This is a genomic window from Rhizobium sp. 11_C7_N12_5, from assembly GCF_051811145.1.
Classification (GTDB): Bacteria; Pseudomonadota; Alphaproteobacteria; order Rhizobiales; family Rhizobiaceae; genus Rhizobium; species Rhizobium lusitanum.
Genome location: NZ_JBPWPY010000003.1, coordinates 706,340 through 723,124, shown reverse-complemented (window position 1 = coordinate 723,124; position 16,785 = coordinate 706,340). Strand labels below are relative to the sequence as shown.

Here is a 16,785-nt window from a genome sequence, read left to right as displayed (position 1 = left end):
GTCCTCAGTCAGAAACAGGCTTTGCAAAGGGAGCGACGGCGATGCCGTGTGCGGCGAGCGCCGTGCGCAAGGCGCGTGCCGTCGCAACGGAGGCGGGGTTGTCTCCATGGACGCAGATCGTTGCCGCATCGACTGGCAGCTTACTTCCACCTACGGTCGGGATGAAGCCCTCCCGGATCATCGACAAGGTCTGATCGACGCTCTGCTGTGGATCGTGAATGACCGATCCCTCCATCTGGCGAGAGGTCAGCATGCCATTGTCGTCGTAGGTCCGGTCGGCATAGACTTCGCAGGCAACGCGAAGGCCGGCCCTTTCGGCAGCCTTCATCGTTTCCGAATAGGGTAGGGTGATGAACACAAGCGTCGGATCGACCGTCTTGATGGCGCGAACGCAGACCGCGGCCAGCTCGGGATCGACAGCCGCCATATTGCCGAGCGATCCATGGGTCTTGACATGAGTCATTGGCCAGGAAAGAGCCGACGCCATGCCTTGCATAGCTGCGATCTGATAGATGATCTGTGCTTCCAGGTCTTCCGGGCGCTCGCCGGAAATGCGCCGGCGGCCAAAACCATAGAGATCCATGAACGACGGATGTGCGCCGATCGCCACGCCTTTGGCCTTGGCGGCCAGGATCGTATTGCGCATCACCACGGGGTCGCCTGCGTGGAAACCGCAGGCAATATTCGCGGTAGAGATCAGCTCCAGCATCGCCTCGTCGTCGCCGATTGTATAGGCGCCGAAGCTTTCCCCCATGTCGCAATTGAGATCGATGGTTACCATCCGAAAGAACTCCTTGCGGGGTAAGCTTGCTTTCCGGCAATAAGACAATTTCTGTGCCGTCCCGCAGCGTCAAGTTGACAGCAGTTTTAGTTGACATACAGTTGGTATACTGAAATAGCAATAGCCAAAACCAGGTGAGAATCGCACCCGCTTGTAACGGATGAAAGGGATCGACGCGCAATGGCCAAAATGTTTCCGCGCATTCTTGCTTGCGGCGACAGCGCCTTGTGCGTCGAGCTTTCAGACATTATCGACGAGGTGATCAGTGGGCAGGTCATCGCGCTGGCGCAGAGCCTGACGGATACGCCCATCGACGGCGTCGAAGAGCTTGTGCCGACCTACCGCTCGCTGATGGTCGTCTATGATCCGGAGATCATTCGCGGGCGCAATCTTGCAATCAGCCTGCAGCACCGGCTGGAGGACCTCGCAGTCGGCGACAGCCATTCGAGACATTTCGACATCCCGGTCGTTTATGGCGGAGCGGTCGGGATGGATCTGGAAGCGCTCGCGGCCATGAAAGATCTGACGACCTCTCAGTTGATCGAGCTTCATTCGTCGGTGGAATATCGAGTTTATATGATCGGGTTTGCACCCGGCTTTGCCTATCTCGGCGGGCTGCCGGAGATACTGCACACGCCGCGTCTTGCTGCGCCCCGGCAGAGAATCGAGGCGAGCGCGATCGGTATCGGCGGCAAGCAGGCAAGCATCAATTCCGTTCCGGGCCCAAGCGGCTGGCGGTTCATCGGCCGGACGCCGCTGCGGCTTTTCGATCCGGCGCGGCCCAAGCCGTTCCTGCTTCGGGCCGGCGACAGGGTAAGTTTCCGCCCCGTCAGCGAAGACGAGGCCGCGATCGTTGCCCGTTCGATGGGCGCCGGAGAGATGGACCGGGAGGCGGTGTTGAAATGATCTTCCTGAATATCCAGCAGATAGGGGCGATGGCAACGGTTCAGGATCTGGGCCGAAGGGGCCTTCAGCATGCCGGCGTATCCGGTTCGGGCCCGATGGATATGCCGTCTTTCCGGATTGCCAACGCTCTTGTCGGCAACGAGCCGATGTCTGCGGCGCTGGAATTTGCAGGCGTTGGCGGAAGTTTTACGGTCACTCAACCGGTACGCTTTGCCGTGACCGGCGGTGACGTCGACATACGGCTCGATGGAACGAAAGTCTATCCTTGGGAGAGTTACGATCTATTGCCGGGGATGACGCTGGCGATCGGCGCCTTGCGGGACTGTGTCTGGGGATATCTCGCGCTCTCGGGTGGCGTGGATGTGACGCCGGTGTTGGGTTCGCGCTCCACGCATCTCGGCACGGGGCTCGGTGGTCACGAGGGACGTCGACTGCAGGCCGGCGACCACCTGCCGCTCGGCGAGGCAACCGCATCGGCTAATCTCGCCCTGCGGCAGCCATGGCGACGAAGCGCGCGACCCATTCAGGTCATTTACGGTCCTCAAGACGATTATTTCTCCGCGGACGTCAAGGAGACGCTTCTGGGGACGCCTTTCACCGTTTCTGCTCGCCGCGACCGGATGGCGCAGATGCTCGACGGGTCGCCGATCCGGGCAGTCGCCGGACACGACATCGTTTCTGATGGCACCCGCCCCGGCTCCATTCAGGTGCCGGCCTCAGGACGGCTGCTTGTTCTGATGGCAGAGCGGCAGACCGCCGGCGGCTATCCGAAGATCGCCACAGTAGCGTCCGTCGACCTGCCTCGATTGGCGCAAGTGGTGAGCGGACGGGCGATCCGCTTTGCCCGGGTTTCACAGGAACGGGCTGAGGAACTGCTGATCGGCGAACGGCAAGCTTTACGGGGTATCCTTGCAAACCTGGTGGCAAAGCCGAGAAACGACAATCAACGGGGAGAGATACTGCATTGAACCAGCCGCTTGCTCAACAGGCCTATGGAAAGATCATCGAGATGATCCTGTCCGGCACCTTGATGCCCGGCGATGCGCTGCAGGAAGCAAAGCTGGGCGAGACCCTGGACATGTCGCGCACACCGGTGCGCGAGGCGATCAAGCGGATCGAGGCCGAGGGCCTTGCCGAACAGGATGGCCGCTTTCTGAAGGTGCGGACGCTGACTGCCGCCGAGGTAGAGGAAATCTTTTTTCTGCGCGGTGTGCTGGAATCCTACTGCATCAGGCAGGCGACGTCGGTTCCCGTTACCTTGCTCGATGAGCTGGAGAAACGGGTTCGCCATCTGCAGCGCCACGGTCCGGGCGAAGAGGACGAGCAGCGCCGGGTGGACGACGACCTGCATCGAACGTTTGCGCTTTCGAGCCGCAGCGAGGTGATGGTCAGCACCATCGCCGATCTACGCCGCCGCACCTGCATGTTCGACCACAGCAACCTGCCGCATCGCTTTCTGAAAAGCTGCGAGGAACATCTGGAAATGCTCGACGCCGTACGAGCCGGCGATGCGGGGAGAGCTGGTATCCTGATGGCCGAACACATCACCCGTGCGCGCGATGCCATTCTGGAAAGGTTGGCGCTATCTCCCGAAAGGACGGCCGAATGAGATGCCTCATCGTTCAGCCGGTTCATGCCGACGGGCTGGACCTGCTCAGCCAAGCCGGCGTCGAGCCGGTCCTGTGCCCGAAGCCGGATACGGAGATCGTTGCGCGGATGATCGTTGGCTGCGATGCCGCGATCACTCGCGATGCTGGCTTGTCCGGCGCGGCAATTGAGGCCAGCGATTGCCTTCGTGTCATCGTCGTGCATGGCGCCGGCCACGATGCCGTTGACAAGGATGCGGCATCGAGGAAAGGTGTCCTCGTCTGCAATACGCCGGGCGCCAATGCACGCTCCGTCTCTGAGCTGGCGCTGGCACTGGCGCTTGCTGCTGCCCGTCGTATTTCCGCCGCCGATCGCAGCGAGCGTGCCGGCCTTCACGGCCTTCGCGAACGCGAGACCTTCTCCGAGCTTTCGGGCAAGACCGCCCTCATCATCGGCTTCGGCGCCACGGGCGCCGGCCTTGCGCATATGCTCAAGGCCGCGCTCAATATGCGAGTACTCGTGTATTCGCCGCGCATATCCGACCTTCAAGGCTTCGAACGGGCCGGCAGCCTCGGCGCCGGCCTGTCGCGGGCCGATCTAGTCTCGCTGCATACGCCGCTGCGTCCTGAGACCCGGCACCTGATCGGCGAAGAGGCGCTTTCCGTTGTTAAGCACGGAGCGATCCTCGTCAACACCGCGCGCGCAGGCCTGGTCGACGAAGCGGCGCTTGCCGCCGCCATCGAGGTCGGCCGGATTTCCGCGGCAGGTCTCGATGTTTACAGCGACGACGCCCCGCGAGGACCGCTGGCCGCGTCCGATCGGGTGATTTTCACGCCGCATCTCGGCGGCGCGACCGAAGAGGCCTTGCGCCGCGTCGCGGTTGGCTCGGCCAGAAACGTGCTGACTGCTCTATCCGGCGAGCGCCCGGCCACCGCACTTAACAACCCCGCAGAGATAGCCGCATGACCGAGACGCTGATCAGGGAAACCGTCGAGCGGTTGCTGGAAAAGATCAATGCCATTTCCGCCCCGGGTCCCGGATATACTCGACCGTCCTACAGCAGTTTAGAAAGCGATGCGCATCGCGTTATTATCGAAGAGGCCGAGGCGCTGGGCCTTGAGATCACACGCGACGCGGCGCTCAATCTCTTTGCCCGCCTGCCGGGTCTGGATCGGAACGCGCCTGCGCTTCACATCGGCTCGCATCTGGATACGGTTCCGATGGGCGGCGCCTACGACGGAGCGGCCGGTGTGGTCGGCGCCATGGCCTTGGCAACCGCCTTCGTAAAGAGCGGCGAAGCGCCGCCGACCGATATCGTCGTGACCGTGACCAGGGCCGAGGAAAGCGTGTGGTTTCCCGTCTCCTATGTCGGCTCACGGGCAGCGCTCGGTCGCCTGACGGCACCGGAAATGCAGGCCAAGCGCGCCGACAGCGGCCGCACTCTTGCCGATCACATGCTCGAACTGGGCGGCGATCCCGATGCCGTGCTGCGCAATCCAGGACTTGCGGCTGCCCGCTTCGTCGAGCTGCACATCGAACAGGGGCCGGTGCTCGACAAAGCGGGCGAAGCCTTCGGGATTGTTCATGGCGTGCGCGGTGGCTTGCGTTATCGGGATGCGCGTATCGAGGGTATATGGGCCCATTCCGGCGGAGCGCCACGCGCCGCCAGATCGGATGCCGTCTTTGCCTTAGCCGATCTCATCGTCGCTATGGACAAGGCCTGGGGTGCAGTTCTAGACGAGGGGCATGACCTTGCGGTCACCTTCGGCCGCGTCGATGCGGCGACAGCCGAACATGCCTTTGCCAAGGTTCCGGGCCGTGTCGATTTCTGCATCGATATCCGCAGCGACGATATGGCCATTCTCGAACGCGTCGACGGAATGTTCCGGGACGAGATTGCGAAAGTCGAGAAGGCGAGGGGCGTGCGTGTTGTCACCGGCGCGCAGTCGCGCAGCCAGCCGACACGGTTGTCCTCCAAGCTTGGCCACGACATAGCCGCTACCGCGGCCGCCTTCGATCTGAAGCCGCGATTCATGCTGTCGGGCGGGGGGCACGACGCTGCCGCCTTCGCTCAGGCTGGCTGGGAATCGGTCATGGTGTTTCTGCGCAACTGGAACGGAAGCCATAATCCGGACGAGGCGATGAGCCCGGCTGATCTCGTGCAGGCCGTGCGGGTCCTCCATCGCACGTGGTCGAGAAGGTGAAGGTGGTAACATGAGCGAGACCTTGGCCCAGCAGGCCTATAAGGACCTAAAGCAGCGCATTCTGGAAGGCACGATCAAGACCGGCGATCTACTGACCGAGCGGACGCTCGCAATCGAATCCGGCATTTCCCGCACACCGCTTCGCGCCGCCATTTCGCGGCTTCAGAAAGAGGGCGTCGTCTCGCGGCTCACCAACGGCACGTTGATGGTCCTGCCCGTGACCGTGGAGCAACTGCTGGAGATCGTCCAGGTCCGCCGGCTGATGGAAGGGGCCGCTGCCGCCCGAGCGGCGGAACGGCCGATGACGACCGCGCTCAATCAATCTCGGCAGATCATGCAGGCCTATGTCGAAGGAAAAGATGTGGCTTTCGATAGTTTCTGGATGGACGACGACGCTTTCCACGAAGCCGTTGCTGAAGCGGCGGATCTGCATCTTCTGCCCGCCATGCTGAGGGAGATGCGCAGCATCGCCCGCCGATGCACTATCACCCGCACCCATGATCGCTTTGCAGAGCAGGCCGCTGAACATATCGCGGTGATCGACGCCATCGAAGCGCGAGATCCCGCCGCCGCCGTCGCTGCGATGGAAGCGCATTTCGACAGCGTACGCAGCCGGTTTCTGGGGTGGCTCGCCCGGCCCTAGAGCGTTCGTTGCGAAACTGCGATGCGCTTTCCCGATGGAGGCACCGCTTTTCGCATTTATCCATTCCGGACGGTTGTCCGTTTTCGTCTCGATCATGAGACGCTAATGCCGAAGTTGAGTAATGCCAGATGCATGAGTTTGCCGAATTCAAAGGCTACGAGGCGGCTTTCCCTGAGGACGAGTTCAAGCAGCGGCAGAACCGTGCCCGCGCAGCCATCGGGCTGGCCGGATACGAAGCGCTCATCGTCACCATCCCTGAAAATATTTATTGGCTGACCGGCCGTCAGACAGCGGGTTATTTTGCCTTTCAGGCGCTGATCATGCCGGTGGAGGGCGAGCTGACGATGCTGGTCCGGCAGTTGGAACTGGCCGGATCGATCGCCAACACCTGGATTGACGACATTGTTGCATACCAGGATGGAGAGGATCCGGCCTCCGCCCTCGCACAGCTTTTGCAGGAACGGGGGATCGCGCGGCCCGCAATCGAGCTTGCAGGCTGGTTCCTTTCGCCGATGCTTGCACAACGGATCGCTGCGCAGACCGGCGTCGAAGCCATGCCTGATGGCTCCGCCATTCTTCCTCCGCTCAGAGTGGTGAAGTCGCCTGCCGAACTTGCGGCCATCAGACTGGCCGCCAGCTATGCTCAGAAAGGGCTTATCGCCGGCATTTCAGCTTGCCGGGCCGGCACGGATGAGAACGCCATCGCTGCCGCCATGCTGGATGCTGCGACAAAGGCCGGGTCCGAGGTGATGGCGATGGAACCGCTGGTATCCTCGGGGCCGCGCAGCGGTCTGCCCCACATGACATGGCGCCGTCGTCGGCTCGAAGACGGCGACCCCGTCTTTCTCGAACTGGCTGGAAGCCATGCCCGCTATCATGCCGCGCTGATGCGCACGGTCTGGATAGGTGAGCCGGCGGTCGAAGCCCGGCGGATGATGGATTGTTCGCTTATGGCGCTCGACACGGCTCTCCGCGAGATCAGGCCGGGCATTCCCTGCTCTGTGCCGCACGAGGCCGCCCAGCGAGTGATCGATGCGGCGGGCTACACGGCGGCCTTCCGCAAGCGCATCGGCTATTCCATGGGCATCGCCTTTGCGCCGGATTGGGGCGAGGGCGGCATACTCAGCCTATTTTCCGGGGTCGAGCGCATCATCGAGCCCGGGATGGTGTTCCATTTGCCGGCGACCCTGCGCAGCTACGGCGTCTGGACCGTCGGCGCTTCCGAGACGGTCATCGTAACCGAGAATGGCACCGAACTGCTATCCGACCTGCCTCGTGATCTGATCGTCCGATGAAATCTGTTTCCAATCTCTCAAACCTGATATCGCAAAGGACTAACATGCGTTCGCTTTTCCATCTCGCCTATCATGTGACCGATCTTGACCAGTCCCGTCAGTTTTATGGCGGCGTTCTCGGTTGTGAAGAGGGACGGTCGACCGATACCTGGGTGGACTTCGATTTCTTCGGCCACCAGATCTCGCTGCATCTCGGCAAGCCTTTCGAAGTCGCCCGCACCGGCAAGGTCGGCGATCATATGGTAATGATGCCGCATCTCGGCGTCGTCCTGCCGCTGGACGACTGGTTTGCCCTGTCGAAGCGTCTGCAGGACGCAGGCATCGCGTTCGACATTCCGCCGGTCGTGCGGTTCGAGGGCGAGCCGGGCGAGCAGCGCACGATGTTCTTCTTCGACCCGAGCGGCAATCCGATCGAGGTCAAGGGCTTCAAGGATTTCGACGGCGTCTTCGCGCACTAACTGAAAACCGGCGGCTGTCGGCCGCCGGCTTTCTACTATTGCGATTTCACGCAGGCATTCGCCCGCAATTCACCACCACTGGCTGGGGGAGCGTGTCAGAAGCTCGTTGCCATCCTTGCCGATGATGAGAATATCTTCGTAGAAGGCCGCTCCCACGCCATCGAGGGAGAGGAAGGCTTCGACGCCGAACACCATGTTCTCTTCGACGGTATCTTCCGGAAGCGACATCACGGTGGAAATGCGCGGCTGCTCGAAGCCAAGCCCGATGCCGTGGCCGTAGAAGGGAAAGTTCTTCATGATCGGCGATACCGAACCTCCGAAGGCCGCCGTCAGCCGATCCCCCTCTGCGGCAACGTCCAGAAGCTTCGCTCCGGGGCGCACCATATCGGAAAGCCGATGCACGATGTCGGCGGCCGCTTCGATCAGCCGCTTCTGGTCGGCCGTCGGCTTGCCCCGAACGCCAGTCCGGCCGGGATCGAGATAGTAGCCCTGGTAGAACGCCCCGTGGAGCGTTCCGGTGACGATATCGCCGGGCTTCGGCTTATCGGCGCTGTATCCCGTCAGCGGAAAGCGCTGGTCGAAGCCGAGCGTTTCCCCATGATTGGTGCCTATCATCTGCAGCCTTCCGCCACGCCGTACCACTTCCCGGGCGGCCTCGCCGGCGGCTTCCCGCTCGGAAAGGCCGCTGATCAGCCCTTCCATCAGGCGGTTCAGGCCGACCGTCGCGGTTTCACCGCCGATGCGGTAGCAATCCTGCTCGCGGGGGCTCTTGATCCGCCGCACCGACCGGACGAGGTCGTCGGCCGGGATCCATTGAATATCCGGTGCTTCCTCAAGAAGCTGCTGGTAGAACTTCACGGGAATGAATTGCGTGCCGACCAGCGCCACGCGCCCGGTGATTCCCCTTTCGTTCAGCGCCTTTGCGACGCTGCGGAACGGATGATTGGAACAGCGCGCATCGGAAATAAAAACGAGATCGGTGCGGACCTCGGGCTCATCGATGTGAAGCTGCGGCTCTCTGCCCTGCTGGAAGATGATTCCCGAGAAGGAGCGTGCCGACCAGATCAGCGAGTCCAGGCCGCCGCTGATGGCATAATGGTTAGAGAGATAAAGGACGTCGCCGCAATTGTCCGTGGTGCCGCCGCCGCGGCCGAAAACGACGGCGGTCTCAAACCCGCGCAACCGCATTTCCTGGAGAACCTTTTCCCAGCGGTTCTCATATTCTTCCTGCGGAAAATAGCGGGTCATTCTCGTCTCCTGAAGGCCTCGATCGAAGCGGAAACAATTGCCGCATCCGAGAGGGAAGATGGATCGTCACGGGGTCGGCGGATCGGTCATTTCGGGTTCCCGTATTGGACGAAAATTTCGGTACACCAATCGTGTTCCGAGGTCAACGTAGATGCATCTGCGCCTGCTCACAAAAGTGATTCTGATTAAAAAATCATCATCTGCTGAGAAATTGCAGCCGATATTGATTATTATATTGCCATAAATAACTGAAATTAAAGCTTGAATTCCAGTGGTATACTGAATAGGATTTTTTGATGAACGCGGCACTCGAGGCCGAAAACTCGTCTGGGCGCCAAGGCATCGACTGGCTTGGGCATCAACGGATACGGAAAGAATGACTGTAAGTTCAGACACGGTGCCCGCGAGCCACGGCCGCGGGTATCAGATGAAAGCGGGGCAGGTGGCCGTCATCACCAACCTCTATGGAAATCAGGTGGTGGACACCTGGGCCTTGGGAGTCGCCGACGCCGGCGAGTTCACCTCCATGGATCACACCCGCTCGGTGAACAGCAGCATCTATTTCGAAAAGGGGATGGCTGTCGTCAGTAATCGCCGGCGGCCGATGATGACGCTGATCGACGACAGCGCTTCGCTGCGTCACGACACCTTGCTCTGCCCCTGCAATGCGGAACTCTATCAACAGCTCGGCTGCGATGGCTATCACCGTAGCTGCTCCGACAATTTTCACGAGGCGCTCTCGGAAAAGGCTGAGGATCTGCCGTTCACGCCCGCCTCGCTCAATCTCTTCATGAACGTCCCGGTTCATGCCGACGGGAGCCTGGAGCGCCACGCGCCGGCATCGAAGGCAGGCGATTTCGTGGCGCTTCGTGCTGAGATGGACCTGGTTCTGGTGCTGTCGGCCTGCCCGCAGGATATCACCGTGATTAACGGCGATGACCGCACGCCGCAGGACGTGACAATCCGGTTTGTCACGGATTATCCGGAGGTCTCCGCATGACCCCGCCGCTTCTGGCTCTCAAGGACATCAGGAAGAGTTTTGGCGAAAACGAAGTCCTGAAGGGTGTCTCGCTTGAAGTCCAGCCCGGCGAGGTGGTGTCGATCATCGGCGCCAGCGGTTCCGGCAAGAGTACCTTCCTGCGCTCAATCAACGGCCTCGAAATGCCGCAGTCCGGCTTCCTGAAATTCGAGGAGCTGTCCTTCGATTTTCACGCGGAATCCCGCTTTCTGCCGACGCCGGCGCAGATGCAGTCGCTTCGGAAGCGGGTCGGTATGGTCTTCCAGAGCTATAACCTCTGGCCGCACATGACGGTTCTGGAGAATGTCATCCATGCGCCCATGAAACTGCTGAAGCTGCCGAAGGCGCAGGCGATCGAAGAGGCCGGGGCGCTTCTGTCGCGCATCGGCCTCTATGAAAAGCGCGACAGTTATCCGACCCGGCTTTCCGGCGGACAACAGCAGCGCGTGGCGATCGTACGGGCGCTTGCCATGAAGCCCCGGCTGATGCTGTTCGATGAGGTGACCTCGGCGCTCGATCCCGAGCTCGTCCATGAAGTGCTGGTTCTGATGGCCTCGCTCGCATCGGAAGGCATGACCATGTTGCTGGTGACGCACGAGATTGCTTTTGCCCGCGACGTATCTTCACGCGTTCTGTTCTTCGACAAGGGCGTGATGGCCGAATCTGGCGCGCCCGAGATCTTACGCAACCCCCAGAGCGACCGGTTGCGGCAATTCCTCCACCGTATTCTGCACGACGGGCTGGCCTATGGCGCCGCGGCAGCCAAGACTGCCTAGGGAGCATGATCATGCCGACGAATTTTCTGACGGATGTCAGCCTGTACGGCCCCGGCTTCTTGGTGGCGTCCTGGACCGTGCTCTGGCTGACGATCCTCACCATCGTCGTCAGCTGGATTTCGGGCCTCCTTGCGGCCCTCGGCCAAAGGTCTAGTTGGCGCGGGGTCCGCGCTGTCGCTGCCTTCTACATCTGGTTCATTCGGGGCACGCCGACGATCATCCAGGTCTTCATCGTCTATTTCGGCTTTCCGCAGATTGGCATCAGGCTTTCGCCGTTTACGGCAGGCGTTCTGGCGCTCGGCATCAACAGCGGCGCCTATGTCGCGGAAATCATCCGCAGCGGCCTGTCGGCGATCCCGCGCGGGCAGATGGAATCGGCCCTTGCGATCGGCTTCAGCCACGCAGCCACGATGCGCAGCATCATCCTGCCGCAGGTGTTCCGCATCGTGCTCCCGTCGCTGACGAACGAGGCGATCTCGACGCTGAAGAACACCTCGCTCTTGTCGACCATTACCGTCGTCGAACTGACGCTTTATGCGCAGACGCTGATCGCAATGACCTTCCGTCCGTTCGACTTCTATATCGCCGTCGCCGTGATCTATCTGCTCCTGACGACGATCTTCACGCAGCTCGCAGCCTGGCTGGAGCGCCGCTACGCGGTGCACAGCTGAACCGATTGACCCTATTCCTCGCGCGTCCTGCCCGAAGAAACTGAACTCCTGCCGCTTCGGCGACAGGGCATCTCGAACAAAAATGAAAAGGGAACAGACATGAAACGTCAGATAATCGCCTTTGCTTTTGCCGTCGCCGCTGCCTTTGCCACCAGCCAGGCGCCGGCCTCCGCCGCCGGCCTCGAACTGCTGCAGCCCGGCAAGCTGCTCGTCGCAACCGAAGGCACCTTCCCGCCTTTCAGCATGCGCGCAGCCGATGGAAGCCTGGACGGGCTTGAGATCCGCGTGATGAAGGAAGTCGCCAAACGCCTCGGCCTCGAATACACACCCGTCATCATCAAATGGGAATCGCTGCTGATCGGGCTTCAGGCAGATCAATACGACATAACAAGCGATGCCATGGACATCACGCCCGCGCGTCAGAAACAGGTCGTCTTTGCCGACGGCTGGCTGGAATCCGGGGGTGTCGTCGTCGTTCCGAACAACTCCTCCATCAAGACCCCGGACGATCTGAAGGGCAAGACCGTCGGCGCGCTGGCCTCCTCGACCTTTACCAAGCTCGCCCAGGACAGGGGCGCCAATGTGAAGGATTACAAGGCCGAGACGGATGGTATCCAGGATCTAGTCAACGGCAATATCGATGCCGAAATCACCGATGCGATCGGTGCCGGTTACATGATCAAGTCAGCGAACATGCCGCTTCATGTTCTTCCTCAATTCGTCAGCCATATCCAGAAGGGCTTTGCGGTCAAAAAGGGCAAGCCGGAGCTGGTCAAGGCCGTCAACAAGGCTCTCGCCGACATGATTGCGGATGGCACCTATGCCAAGCTCACCACCGATCTGGTCGGCTTCAATCCCGCCCCAAAAGATCCCATCAGAAGCATTCAGCAGTGAGTGCTCGCCTCACTCACCGTGGCAAACGTCCTGCCACGGCGAGCTTCGTACATGGACCAAGGTTGCTAACACCATCTGCGGACGCCCATCGTTCTCCGATGAGGCTCTCGGTCTTGCCGGATTTGAATTGGCGCTTTCGTAAGAGCCTAGCGTTTATGGCGCCACCGAACGCTTGCCGCCGCGAGTTCACGGGTGGAGATCGCTCTCATAGCCAAACTCTTTGCCGGGCATCTAAGTGATTGAAACAACTCTATCCGTCGGAGCGACGCTGGTTCGATCCCCATCAAGAGCAACCCAAATGTTGCAGGCGTGAGGTAAACCCAGCTAGCGCCGGCTGGGTAAGGCGTAATCACGACGATGCCCGCAACGCCTTTCGCACTTTCCGTGAGAGCTCATCGACAGTCGCCATCATTCGGTTCACCTGTGACAGCGTGGACATGAGCTCTGGGACATGGCTGATGACGTGATACTCGGTGCTTTCAGAGAGCGTTGCCAGGTGCGCCATCGTACGCTTGCGCAGGACAAGGCCAGCTTCAGACGCCAAACGCGCCCGCTCGCCGAGGTCGTGCCGAAAACCGCGGATCGTTGCGGGGTCCACACCTTTGGCGAGCAAGAATGCATTCAGATAAAGCTCCATCGCATGAAGCGCCAGAAGACGCCGTGGTGCCTCGTTGGGCTTGGACGAGCCCTGGCCAAGCTTGTTGGCTGCGTCTTGGTACTGCATCGCCAAATTTAGAATGCCACGTACGCCTGCTGCTTTACCAGGATATGCAGGTCCATTGCATGGTTTCTGCCGGTGCTTCTCCGCAACGCGGATAAGATCCTTCAGCATCGTCCGCAACTCGGGCCACGGTGCATCTTCGAACTTCAGGCTGGGATCGTGCATGACGATGAGGCAATGGAGCTTCGCGGTGACTTCGGTCAGCGACGAGGGCCGTGTGATCCACATGACACGTCCGGATATACCGGCTTGTTCCACGAGCTCCCGTTCCAGAGCGACTGCGGCACTGTATCCCAAACGCCGATCCGCTTCTTTCCATCGTTTCCGGCGCCATCGAAGCTCGGCTCGGGCCTGAGACAGGTGTTCGGCATCGAGCTGAGAGGCCATTCGATTGATGTCGGCAAAAGAGTGAACCTCGACGGTGCCATCGTTTCCGACATTCCGCAGCATCGCGACCGGGAGACCACCGGCCTCTTCGAGCAATTGCTTTTCCAGTTTTTCTCTAAGACGGGTGGCTCTCACGCGCTGCTGGTGGCGCGCATACCAGCGAGGCCACATTTCTCTGACGGGCGTCGGGCCTGGCTCTGTTCGCGGACCGTCAGGATCTTCGATGCGAGAGTTCAGTAAGCGTGAAGCGACGGAGAGGAGATTTCTTCGGTCGATGGTGTACGGGATGTTTCCACGCCGTCCGGTGGATGACTTTATTTTTCCGCAGGCAACTGCAGGCAAAGTTCTGCTATTCTCAGAATCAGCCATGATCCAAGCTCCAGATAGCTAGATTGTGGTTAGGCTGGCCGAGGTGGTGCAAACACCAAGGCCAGCCGACAGCAGCTTAGGAGGGTACAGTTGCCGGTGCAACTGAGCAAGATAAATCACAACAGGGTTGTGAAATGAACGCCATTCAGTGCAAACTAGCCCGTATAGCATTAGGCTGGGGAGTTCGAGAACTTGCGCAGGCAGCAAATGTTTCAACCCAGACAATAAGTCGGTTGGAACGAGGAGAACAATTACGAAATGGCACTGTGGACGGCATAAGGCAGGTGTTGGAAGATGCTGGTATAGAATTCATTCTGGAAGACGGCGATGGCTATGGAATCCGGATCAAGAAGCCGCAATTGCCGCCATCATAGATAACTGACTGTCCCCTTTGCGAGTTTTTGATCTTGCAGGCTGATCAGCTTCATTTTGACAACTATATGTTGTATATCTTGACTGTTTATCTCCGTCCGTTGTCCTAGGACCGAGGACGCTAAGCATTAGCTTTGCTCAAATATCAAAGCCGAAGGCAAATTCTCTGGTGCCGGGGCCAACATGCCTTGGATTTCGACACTTCCATCACCAGGCACCAATGCCGAGGGCGAGCGGAAATTGGAGCGGACTATTAACAAAATATGCATGGCGAAGGCGGCATTTCAACGTTGGCTATATCGATCGTCAGCAAGATTGCATGGTGGGCACGGAATCTGGCGTCTGCTCTTGAGGTCGAGAGGACGATCTCCACTAATTAAGGGCGCTTATCTAAGGTCGTTTGTTATTTAAAAAAAGTGCCACTTGCTTAAATAGTGGATGGAAATCATACTAAGCATATGTCTGTTTCCAGTCCTAACCCGCGCCTCGGCCATTTTGTCAAAACATCAGCAGCAAGCGAGACAGTGCGGGCGTTTGTGCCTCCGCCATTGCCGCCCGAGCCACCCATCGATGTGCTTTCGCTACTGGAGCGCCTCAGTGTGGCCGAGCGTGCGCTCGGCCGTCTGGATGGTATCACAATGCTGCTCCCGCGCCAGGAGCTGTTCCTTTACATGTATGTGAGAAAAGAAGCAGTTCTTTCCTCGCAGATTGAGGGGACACAGTCGACGCTTTCGGATCTTTTGCGATTTGAAACCGAAGCTCAAGCGGGGCAACCGGTCGATGATATTCGTGAGGTTTCCAACTACGTTGATGCGATGATGTACGGTTTGGAGCGTTTGGAAACGCTGCCAATGTCATTGCGCCTGATCCGAGAGATGCACGCACGACTGCTTCAAAGCGGGCGGGGGGGCACCAAAGATCCCGGAGAATTTCGGCGCTCACAGAATTGGATTGGAGGCACACGACCCGGTAATGCGCTCTTTGTGCCGCCACCCGTGACGGAAATGGCGAGCTGCCTGGATGCGTTCGAGCGCTTTATGCACGATGATCGATCCCGGTTACCGGCATTGATCAAAGCCGGCCTACTACATGTCCAGTTCGAAACGATCCATCCATTTCTCGATGGCAATGGCCGTATAGGTCGCTTGCTTGTGACCTTGTACCTTTGCATGAACGGCGTTCTACGCAAACCACTGCTATACCTCAGTCTTTACCTCAAGGCCCATCGAAGGGAATATTATCGATTACTACAAGAGGTCCGTGAACATGGAAACTGGGAGGCTTGGCTAGACTTCTTCCTGACAGGTGTAGCCGACACCGCCAACCAAGCATCTGAAGCTGCCACTCGGATTGTCGGTCTTTTCAAGGAGGACAGGGAGAAAATCACAACCGAGAGCGATAGAGCCGGATCGGCCCTTCGCATTCATGAGCTCTTTCAGCAAAATCCCTTTCATACAGCAAACCAGATTGTTCAAATGACCGGCCTGTCTGCGCCCACTGTCAACGTGGCACTCGCCGATTTGGAGCGTTTGGGCATTGTCGAGGAGGTGACAGGCCGTAAACGTGGCCGTGTCTTCAGCTATCGCAGATATATCGCAATCCTAAACGAAGGCACTGATCCGCTGCCTGCTACCTGACAAAAATCAGTGGGTTGAAAGTTCTGATCCCTTCAAGACCGCCTGTTACGCTTTCATCGGAAAGCTCGTCGGCTCAATGAATTGATGAGGTGGTAGCTCAAATCCGCTCGCATTGACACCGGACTAGCGATTTGACGGCGCCGGAGTTGATCGTGCTGCACTAGAGCTCCGTGGTCCCGGCGACAACTGATCCATCCGGAAGACCTACGGCAGTCTGAGGACCTGCAAGAACTCCCGCTTGCTTGGTTTGCCCGCGCGGGCCTCCGGCAGGCGGCGGATCGTGGCAAAGCATTCCGGCAGGCCATAGCCCCGAAGCGGCGTTGCTAACCGAGCCCGACGATGAGGTCTTGCCGAAACCCGCGATGGATCGTGTCATTTTCGAAATATGACATCGTTTGGCTGATACAGCGACGATCCTATAGCCGCGTCCAAGTCTGGGATTTGCACAGCACGTTCATAACGCAACCCTGCATTCTGAGGCTGCGACCCGTGATTTTTAGCGTGCCGCTGTAGATCTTGTTGGTCTCTGGATCCGTGAGCTGGCCGCGATAGCTGTCGTCCTTTTCGCTGAAGGTGCCTATCTTGCGACCTGCATACTTTCCAGTCTTGATGGTGATGCAGTAGCCCGAACCGCAAGGGGTGATGGACGACGCTTCGCCGTTTTCAGTCTTCCAGTTTCCGACAAGAGCGTCGGCAGCGCTAGTCGCACCAGCGACCAGCAGAAGGGCTACTATGAGAATAGAGGCTCGTCTCATTGATAATCTCCGCGTTTGTCTGAACGATTCTCTTGATATGAGAGAAGCCGCGCCGGGATAAGG

18 protein-coding genes are annotated in these 16,785 nt (G+C 59.5%); 14 read left to right on the top strand and 4 right to left on the bottom strand.

What is annotated here, in order from left to right:
* Positions 1–4: 4 nt before the first annotated feature.
* Entirely contained in the window at positions 5–781 is a 777-nt protein-coding gene (locus AB8B29_RS32840) for a LamB/YcsF family protein (RefSeq protein WP_037197891.1), read from the bottom strand.
* 180 nt (positions 782–961) lie between these two features.
* Between AB8B29_RS32840 and pxpB the strand changes: the two genes are divergently transcribed.
* From pxpB to AB8B29_RS32800, 8 genes are all read left to right on the top strand, one after another.
* Positions 962–1,687, top strand: coding sequence for a 5-oxoprolinase subunit PxpB (gene pxpB, locus AB8B29_RS32835; RefSeq protein WP_037197888.1), 726 nt, complete (start codon positions 962–964; stop codon positions 1,685–1,687).
* On the top strand, positions 1,684–2,655 hold the full coding sequence (locus AB8B29_RS32830) for a biotin-dependent carboxyltransferase family protein (RefSeq protein WP_037197887.1): 972 nt from the start codon (positions 1,684–1,686) through the stop codon (positions 2,653–2,655). Before pxpB ends, AB8B29_RS32830 begins: the two co-directional genes overlap by 4 nt.
* Positions 2,652–3,296 (top strand): GntR family transcriptional regulator, encoded by a 645-nt coding sequence (locus AB8B29_RS32825; RefSeq protein WP_037197886.1) that lies wholly within the window; start codon positions 2,652–2,654, stop codon positions 3,294–3,296. Before AB8B29_RS32830 ends, AB8B29_RS32825 begins: the two co-directional genes overlap by 4 nt.
* The gene (locus tag AB8B29_RS32820; RefSeq protein WP_439007009.1) at positions 3,293–4,240 is read left to right on the top strand and encodes an NAD(P)-dependent oxidoreductase; all 948 of its coding nucleotides are present in this window, start codon (positions 3,293–3,295) and stop codon (positions 4,238–4,240) included. The genes AB8B29_RS32825 and AB8B29_RS32820 overlap by 4 nt, the downstream gene beginning before the upstream one ends.
* Positions 4,237–5,478, top strand: a complete 1,242-nt coding sequence (locus tag AB8B29_RS32815) for a Zn-dependent hydrolase (RefSeq protein ID WP_037197884.1) — start codon at positions 4,237–4,239, stop codon at positions 5,476–5,478. Before AB8B29_RS32820 ends, AB8B29_RS32815 begins: the two co-directional genes overlap by 4 nt.
* A 10-nt stretch (positions 5,479–5,488) precedes the next feature.
* Entirely contained in the window at positions 5,489–6,121 is a 633-nt protein-coding gene (locus AB8B29_RS32810; protein WP_092577074.1) for a GntR family transcriptional regulator, read from the top strand.
* Between the two features lie 128 nt (positions 6,122–6,249).
* Positions 6,250–7,416 carry a M24 family metallopeptidase gene (locus AB8B29_RS32805; protein ID WP_037197881.1) on the top strand — a complete coding sequence of 389 codons (1,167 nt, stop codon included), beginning with the start codon at positions 6,250–6,252 and terminating at the stop codon, positions 7,414–7,416.
* Between the two features lie 44 nt (positions 7,417–7,460).
* Positions 7,461–7,874, top strand: coding sequence for a VOC family protein (locus AB8B29_RS32800; protein WP_037197880.1), 414 nt, complete (start codon positions 7,461–7,463; stop codon positions 7,872–7,874).
* A gap of 69 nt (positions 7,875–7,943) precedes the next feature.
* Here AB8B29_RS32800 and AB8B29_RS32795 read toward each other — a convergent pair whose 3' ends face one another.
* On the bottom strand, positions 7,944–9,122 hold the full coding sequence (locus tag AB8B29_RS32795; protein WP_037197879.1) for a M24 family metallopeptidase: 1,179 nt from the start codon (positions 9,120–9,122) through the stop codon (positions 7,944–7,946).
* A gap of 376 nt (positions 9,123–9,498) precedes the next feature.
* Between AB8B29_RS32795 and AB8B29_RS32790 the strand changes: the two genes are divergently transcribed.
* From AB8B29_RS32790 to AB8B29_RS32775, 4 genes are all read left to right on the top strand, one after another.
* Entirely contained in the window at positions 9,499–10,122 is a 624-nt protein-coding gene (locus tag AB8B29_RS32790; protein ID WP_037197878.1) for a DUF1989 domain-containing protein, read from the top strand.
* The gene (locus AB8B29_RS32785; RefSeq protein WP_037197876.1) at positions 10,119–10,916 is read left to right on the top strand and encodes an amino acid ABC transporter ATP-binding protein; all 798 of its coding nucleotides are present in this window, start codon (positions 10,119–10,121) and stop codon (positions 10,914–10,916) included. The genes AB8B29_RS32790 and AB8B29_RS32785 overlap by 4 nt, the downstream gene beginning before the upstream one ends.
* Before the next feature lie 11 nt (positions 10,917–10,927).
* Positions 10,928–11,587, top strand: coding sequence for an amino acid ABC transporter permease (locus tag AB8B29_RS32780; protein ID WP_037197874.1), 660 nt, complete (start codon positions 10,928–10,930; stop codon positions 11,585–11,587).
* 99 nt (positions 11,588–11,686) lie between these two features.
* Entirely contained in the window at positions 11,687–12,481 is a 795-nt protein-coding gene (locus AB8B29_RS32775; protein WP_037197872.1) for a transporter substrate-binding domain-containing protein, read from the top strand.
* 349 nt (positions 12,482–12,830) lie between these two features.
* Here the strand turns inward: AB8B29_RS32775 and AB8B29_RS32770 are convergent, their stop codons facing one another.
* Positions 12,831–13,958, bottom strand: coding sequence for a hypothetical protein (locus tag AB8B29_RS32770; protein WP_245297643.1), 1,128 nt, complete (start codon positions 13,956–13,958; stop codon positions 12,831–12,833).
* Between the two features lie 134 nt (positions 13,959–14,092).
* Here AB8B29_RS32770 and AB8B29_RS32765 point away from each other — a divergent pair, with 134 nt between their 5' ends.
* On the top strand, positions 14,093–14,332 hold the full coding sequence (locus AB8B29_RS32765; protein WP_081938754.1) for a helix-turn-helix domain-containing protein: 240 nt from the start codon (positions 14,093–14,095) through the stop codon (positions 14,330–14,332).
* A 456-nt stretch (positions 14,333–14,788) separates the two neighbouring features.
* Positions 14,789–15,967: a Fic family protein gene (locus tag AB8B29_RS32760; RefSeq protein ID WP_037197870.1), complete on the top strand. Its 1,179-nt coding sequence runs from the start codon at positions 14,789–14,791 to the stop codon at positions 15,965–15,967.
* A gap of 416 nt (positions 15,968–16,383) precedes the next feature.
* Here the strand turns inward: AB8B29_RS32760 and AB8B29_RS32755 are convergent, their stop codons facing one another.
* Complete coding sequence (locus tag AB8B29_RS32755) at positions 16,384–16,722, bottom strand: DUF2147 domain-containing protein (RefSeq protein WP_037197869.1); 339 nt, start codon at positions 16,720–16,722, stop codon at positions 16,384–16,386.
* Positions 16,723–16,785: the final 63 nt, after the last annotated feature.

Excerpts from the sequence above, each read along its gene's own strand:
- AB8B29_RS32805 (WP_037197881.1), top strand. The coding sequence starts at position 6,250 with ATGCATGAGTTTGCCGAATTCAAAGGCTACGAGGCGGCTTTCCCTGAG.
- AB8B29_RS32760 (WP_037197870.1), top strand. The coding sequence starts at position 14,789 with ATGTCTGTTTCCAGTCCTAACCCGCGCCTCGGCCATTTTGTCAAAACA.
- AB8B29_RS32815 (WP_037197884.1), top strand. The coding sequence starts at position 4,237 with ATGACCGAGACGCTGATCAGGGAAACCGTCGAGCGGTTGCTGGAAAAG.
- AB8B29_RS32790 (WP_037197878.1), top strand. The coding sequence starts at position 9,499 with ATGACTGTAAGTTCAGACACGGTGCCCGCGAGCCACGGCCGCGGGTAT.
- AB8B29_RS32775 (WP_037197872.1), top strand. The coding sequence starts at position 11,687 with ATGAAACGTCAGATAATCGCCTTTGCTTTTGCCGTCGCCGCTGCCTTT.
- AB8B29_RS32795 (WP_037197879.1), bottom strand. The coding sequence starts at position 9,122 with ATGACCCGCTATTTTCCGCAGGAAGAATATGAGAACCGCTGGGAAAAG.
- AB8B29_RS32785 (WP_037197876.1), top strand. The coding sequence starts at position 10,119 with ATGACCCCGCCGCTTCTGGCTCTCAAGGACATCAGGAAGAGTTTTGGC.
- AB8B29_RS32820 (WP_439007009.1), top strand. The coding sequence starts at position 3,293 with ATGAGATGCCTCATCGTTCAGCCGGTTCATGCCGACGGGCTGGACCTG.
- AB8B29_RS32770 (WP_245297643.1), bottom strand. The coding sequence starts at position 13,958 with ATGGCTGATTCTGAGAATAGCAGAACTTTGCCTGCAGTTGCCTGCGGA.
- pxpB (WP_037197888.1), top strand. The coding sequence starts at position 962 with ATGGCCAAAATGTTTCCGCGCATTCTTGCTTGCGGCGACAGCGCCTTG.
- AB8B29_RS32765 (WP_081938754.1), top strand. The coding sequence starts at position 14,093 with ATGAACGCCATTCAGTGCAAACTAGCCCGTATAGCATTAGGCTGGGGA.
- AB8B29_RS32755 (WP_037197869.1), bottom strand. The coding sequence starts at position 16,722 with ATGAGACGAGCCTCTATTCTCATAGTAGCCCTTCTGCTGGTCGCTGGT.
- AB8B29_RS32780 (WP_037197874.1), top strand. The coding sequence starts at position 10,928 with ATGCCGACGAATTTTCTGACGGATGTCAGCCTGTACGGCCCCGGCTTC.
- AB8B29_RS32830 (WP_037197887.1), top strand. The coding sequence starts at position 1,684 with ATGATCTTCCTGAATATCCAGCAGATAGGGGCGATGGCAACGGTTCAG.
- AB8B29_RS32800 (WP_037197880.1), top strand. The coding sequence starts at position 7,461 with ATGCGTTCGCTTTTCCATCTCGCCTATCATGTGACCGATCTTGACCAG.
- AB8B29_RS32810 (WP_092577074.1), top strand. The coding sequence starts at position 5,489 with ATGAGCGAGACCTTGGCCCAGCAGGCCTATAAGGACCTAAAGCAGCGC.
- AB8B29_RS32840 (WP_037197891.1), bottom strand. The coding sequence starts at position 781 with ATGGTAACCATCGATCTCAATTGCGACATGGGGGAAAGCTTCGGCGCC.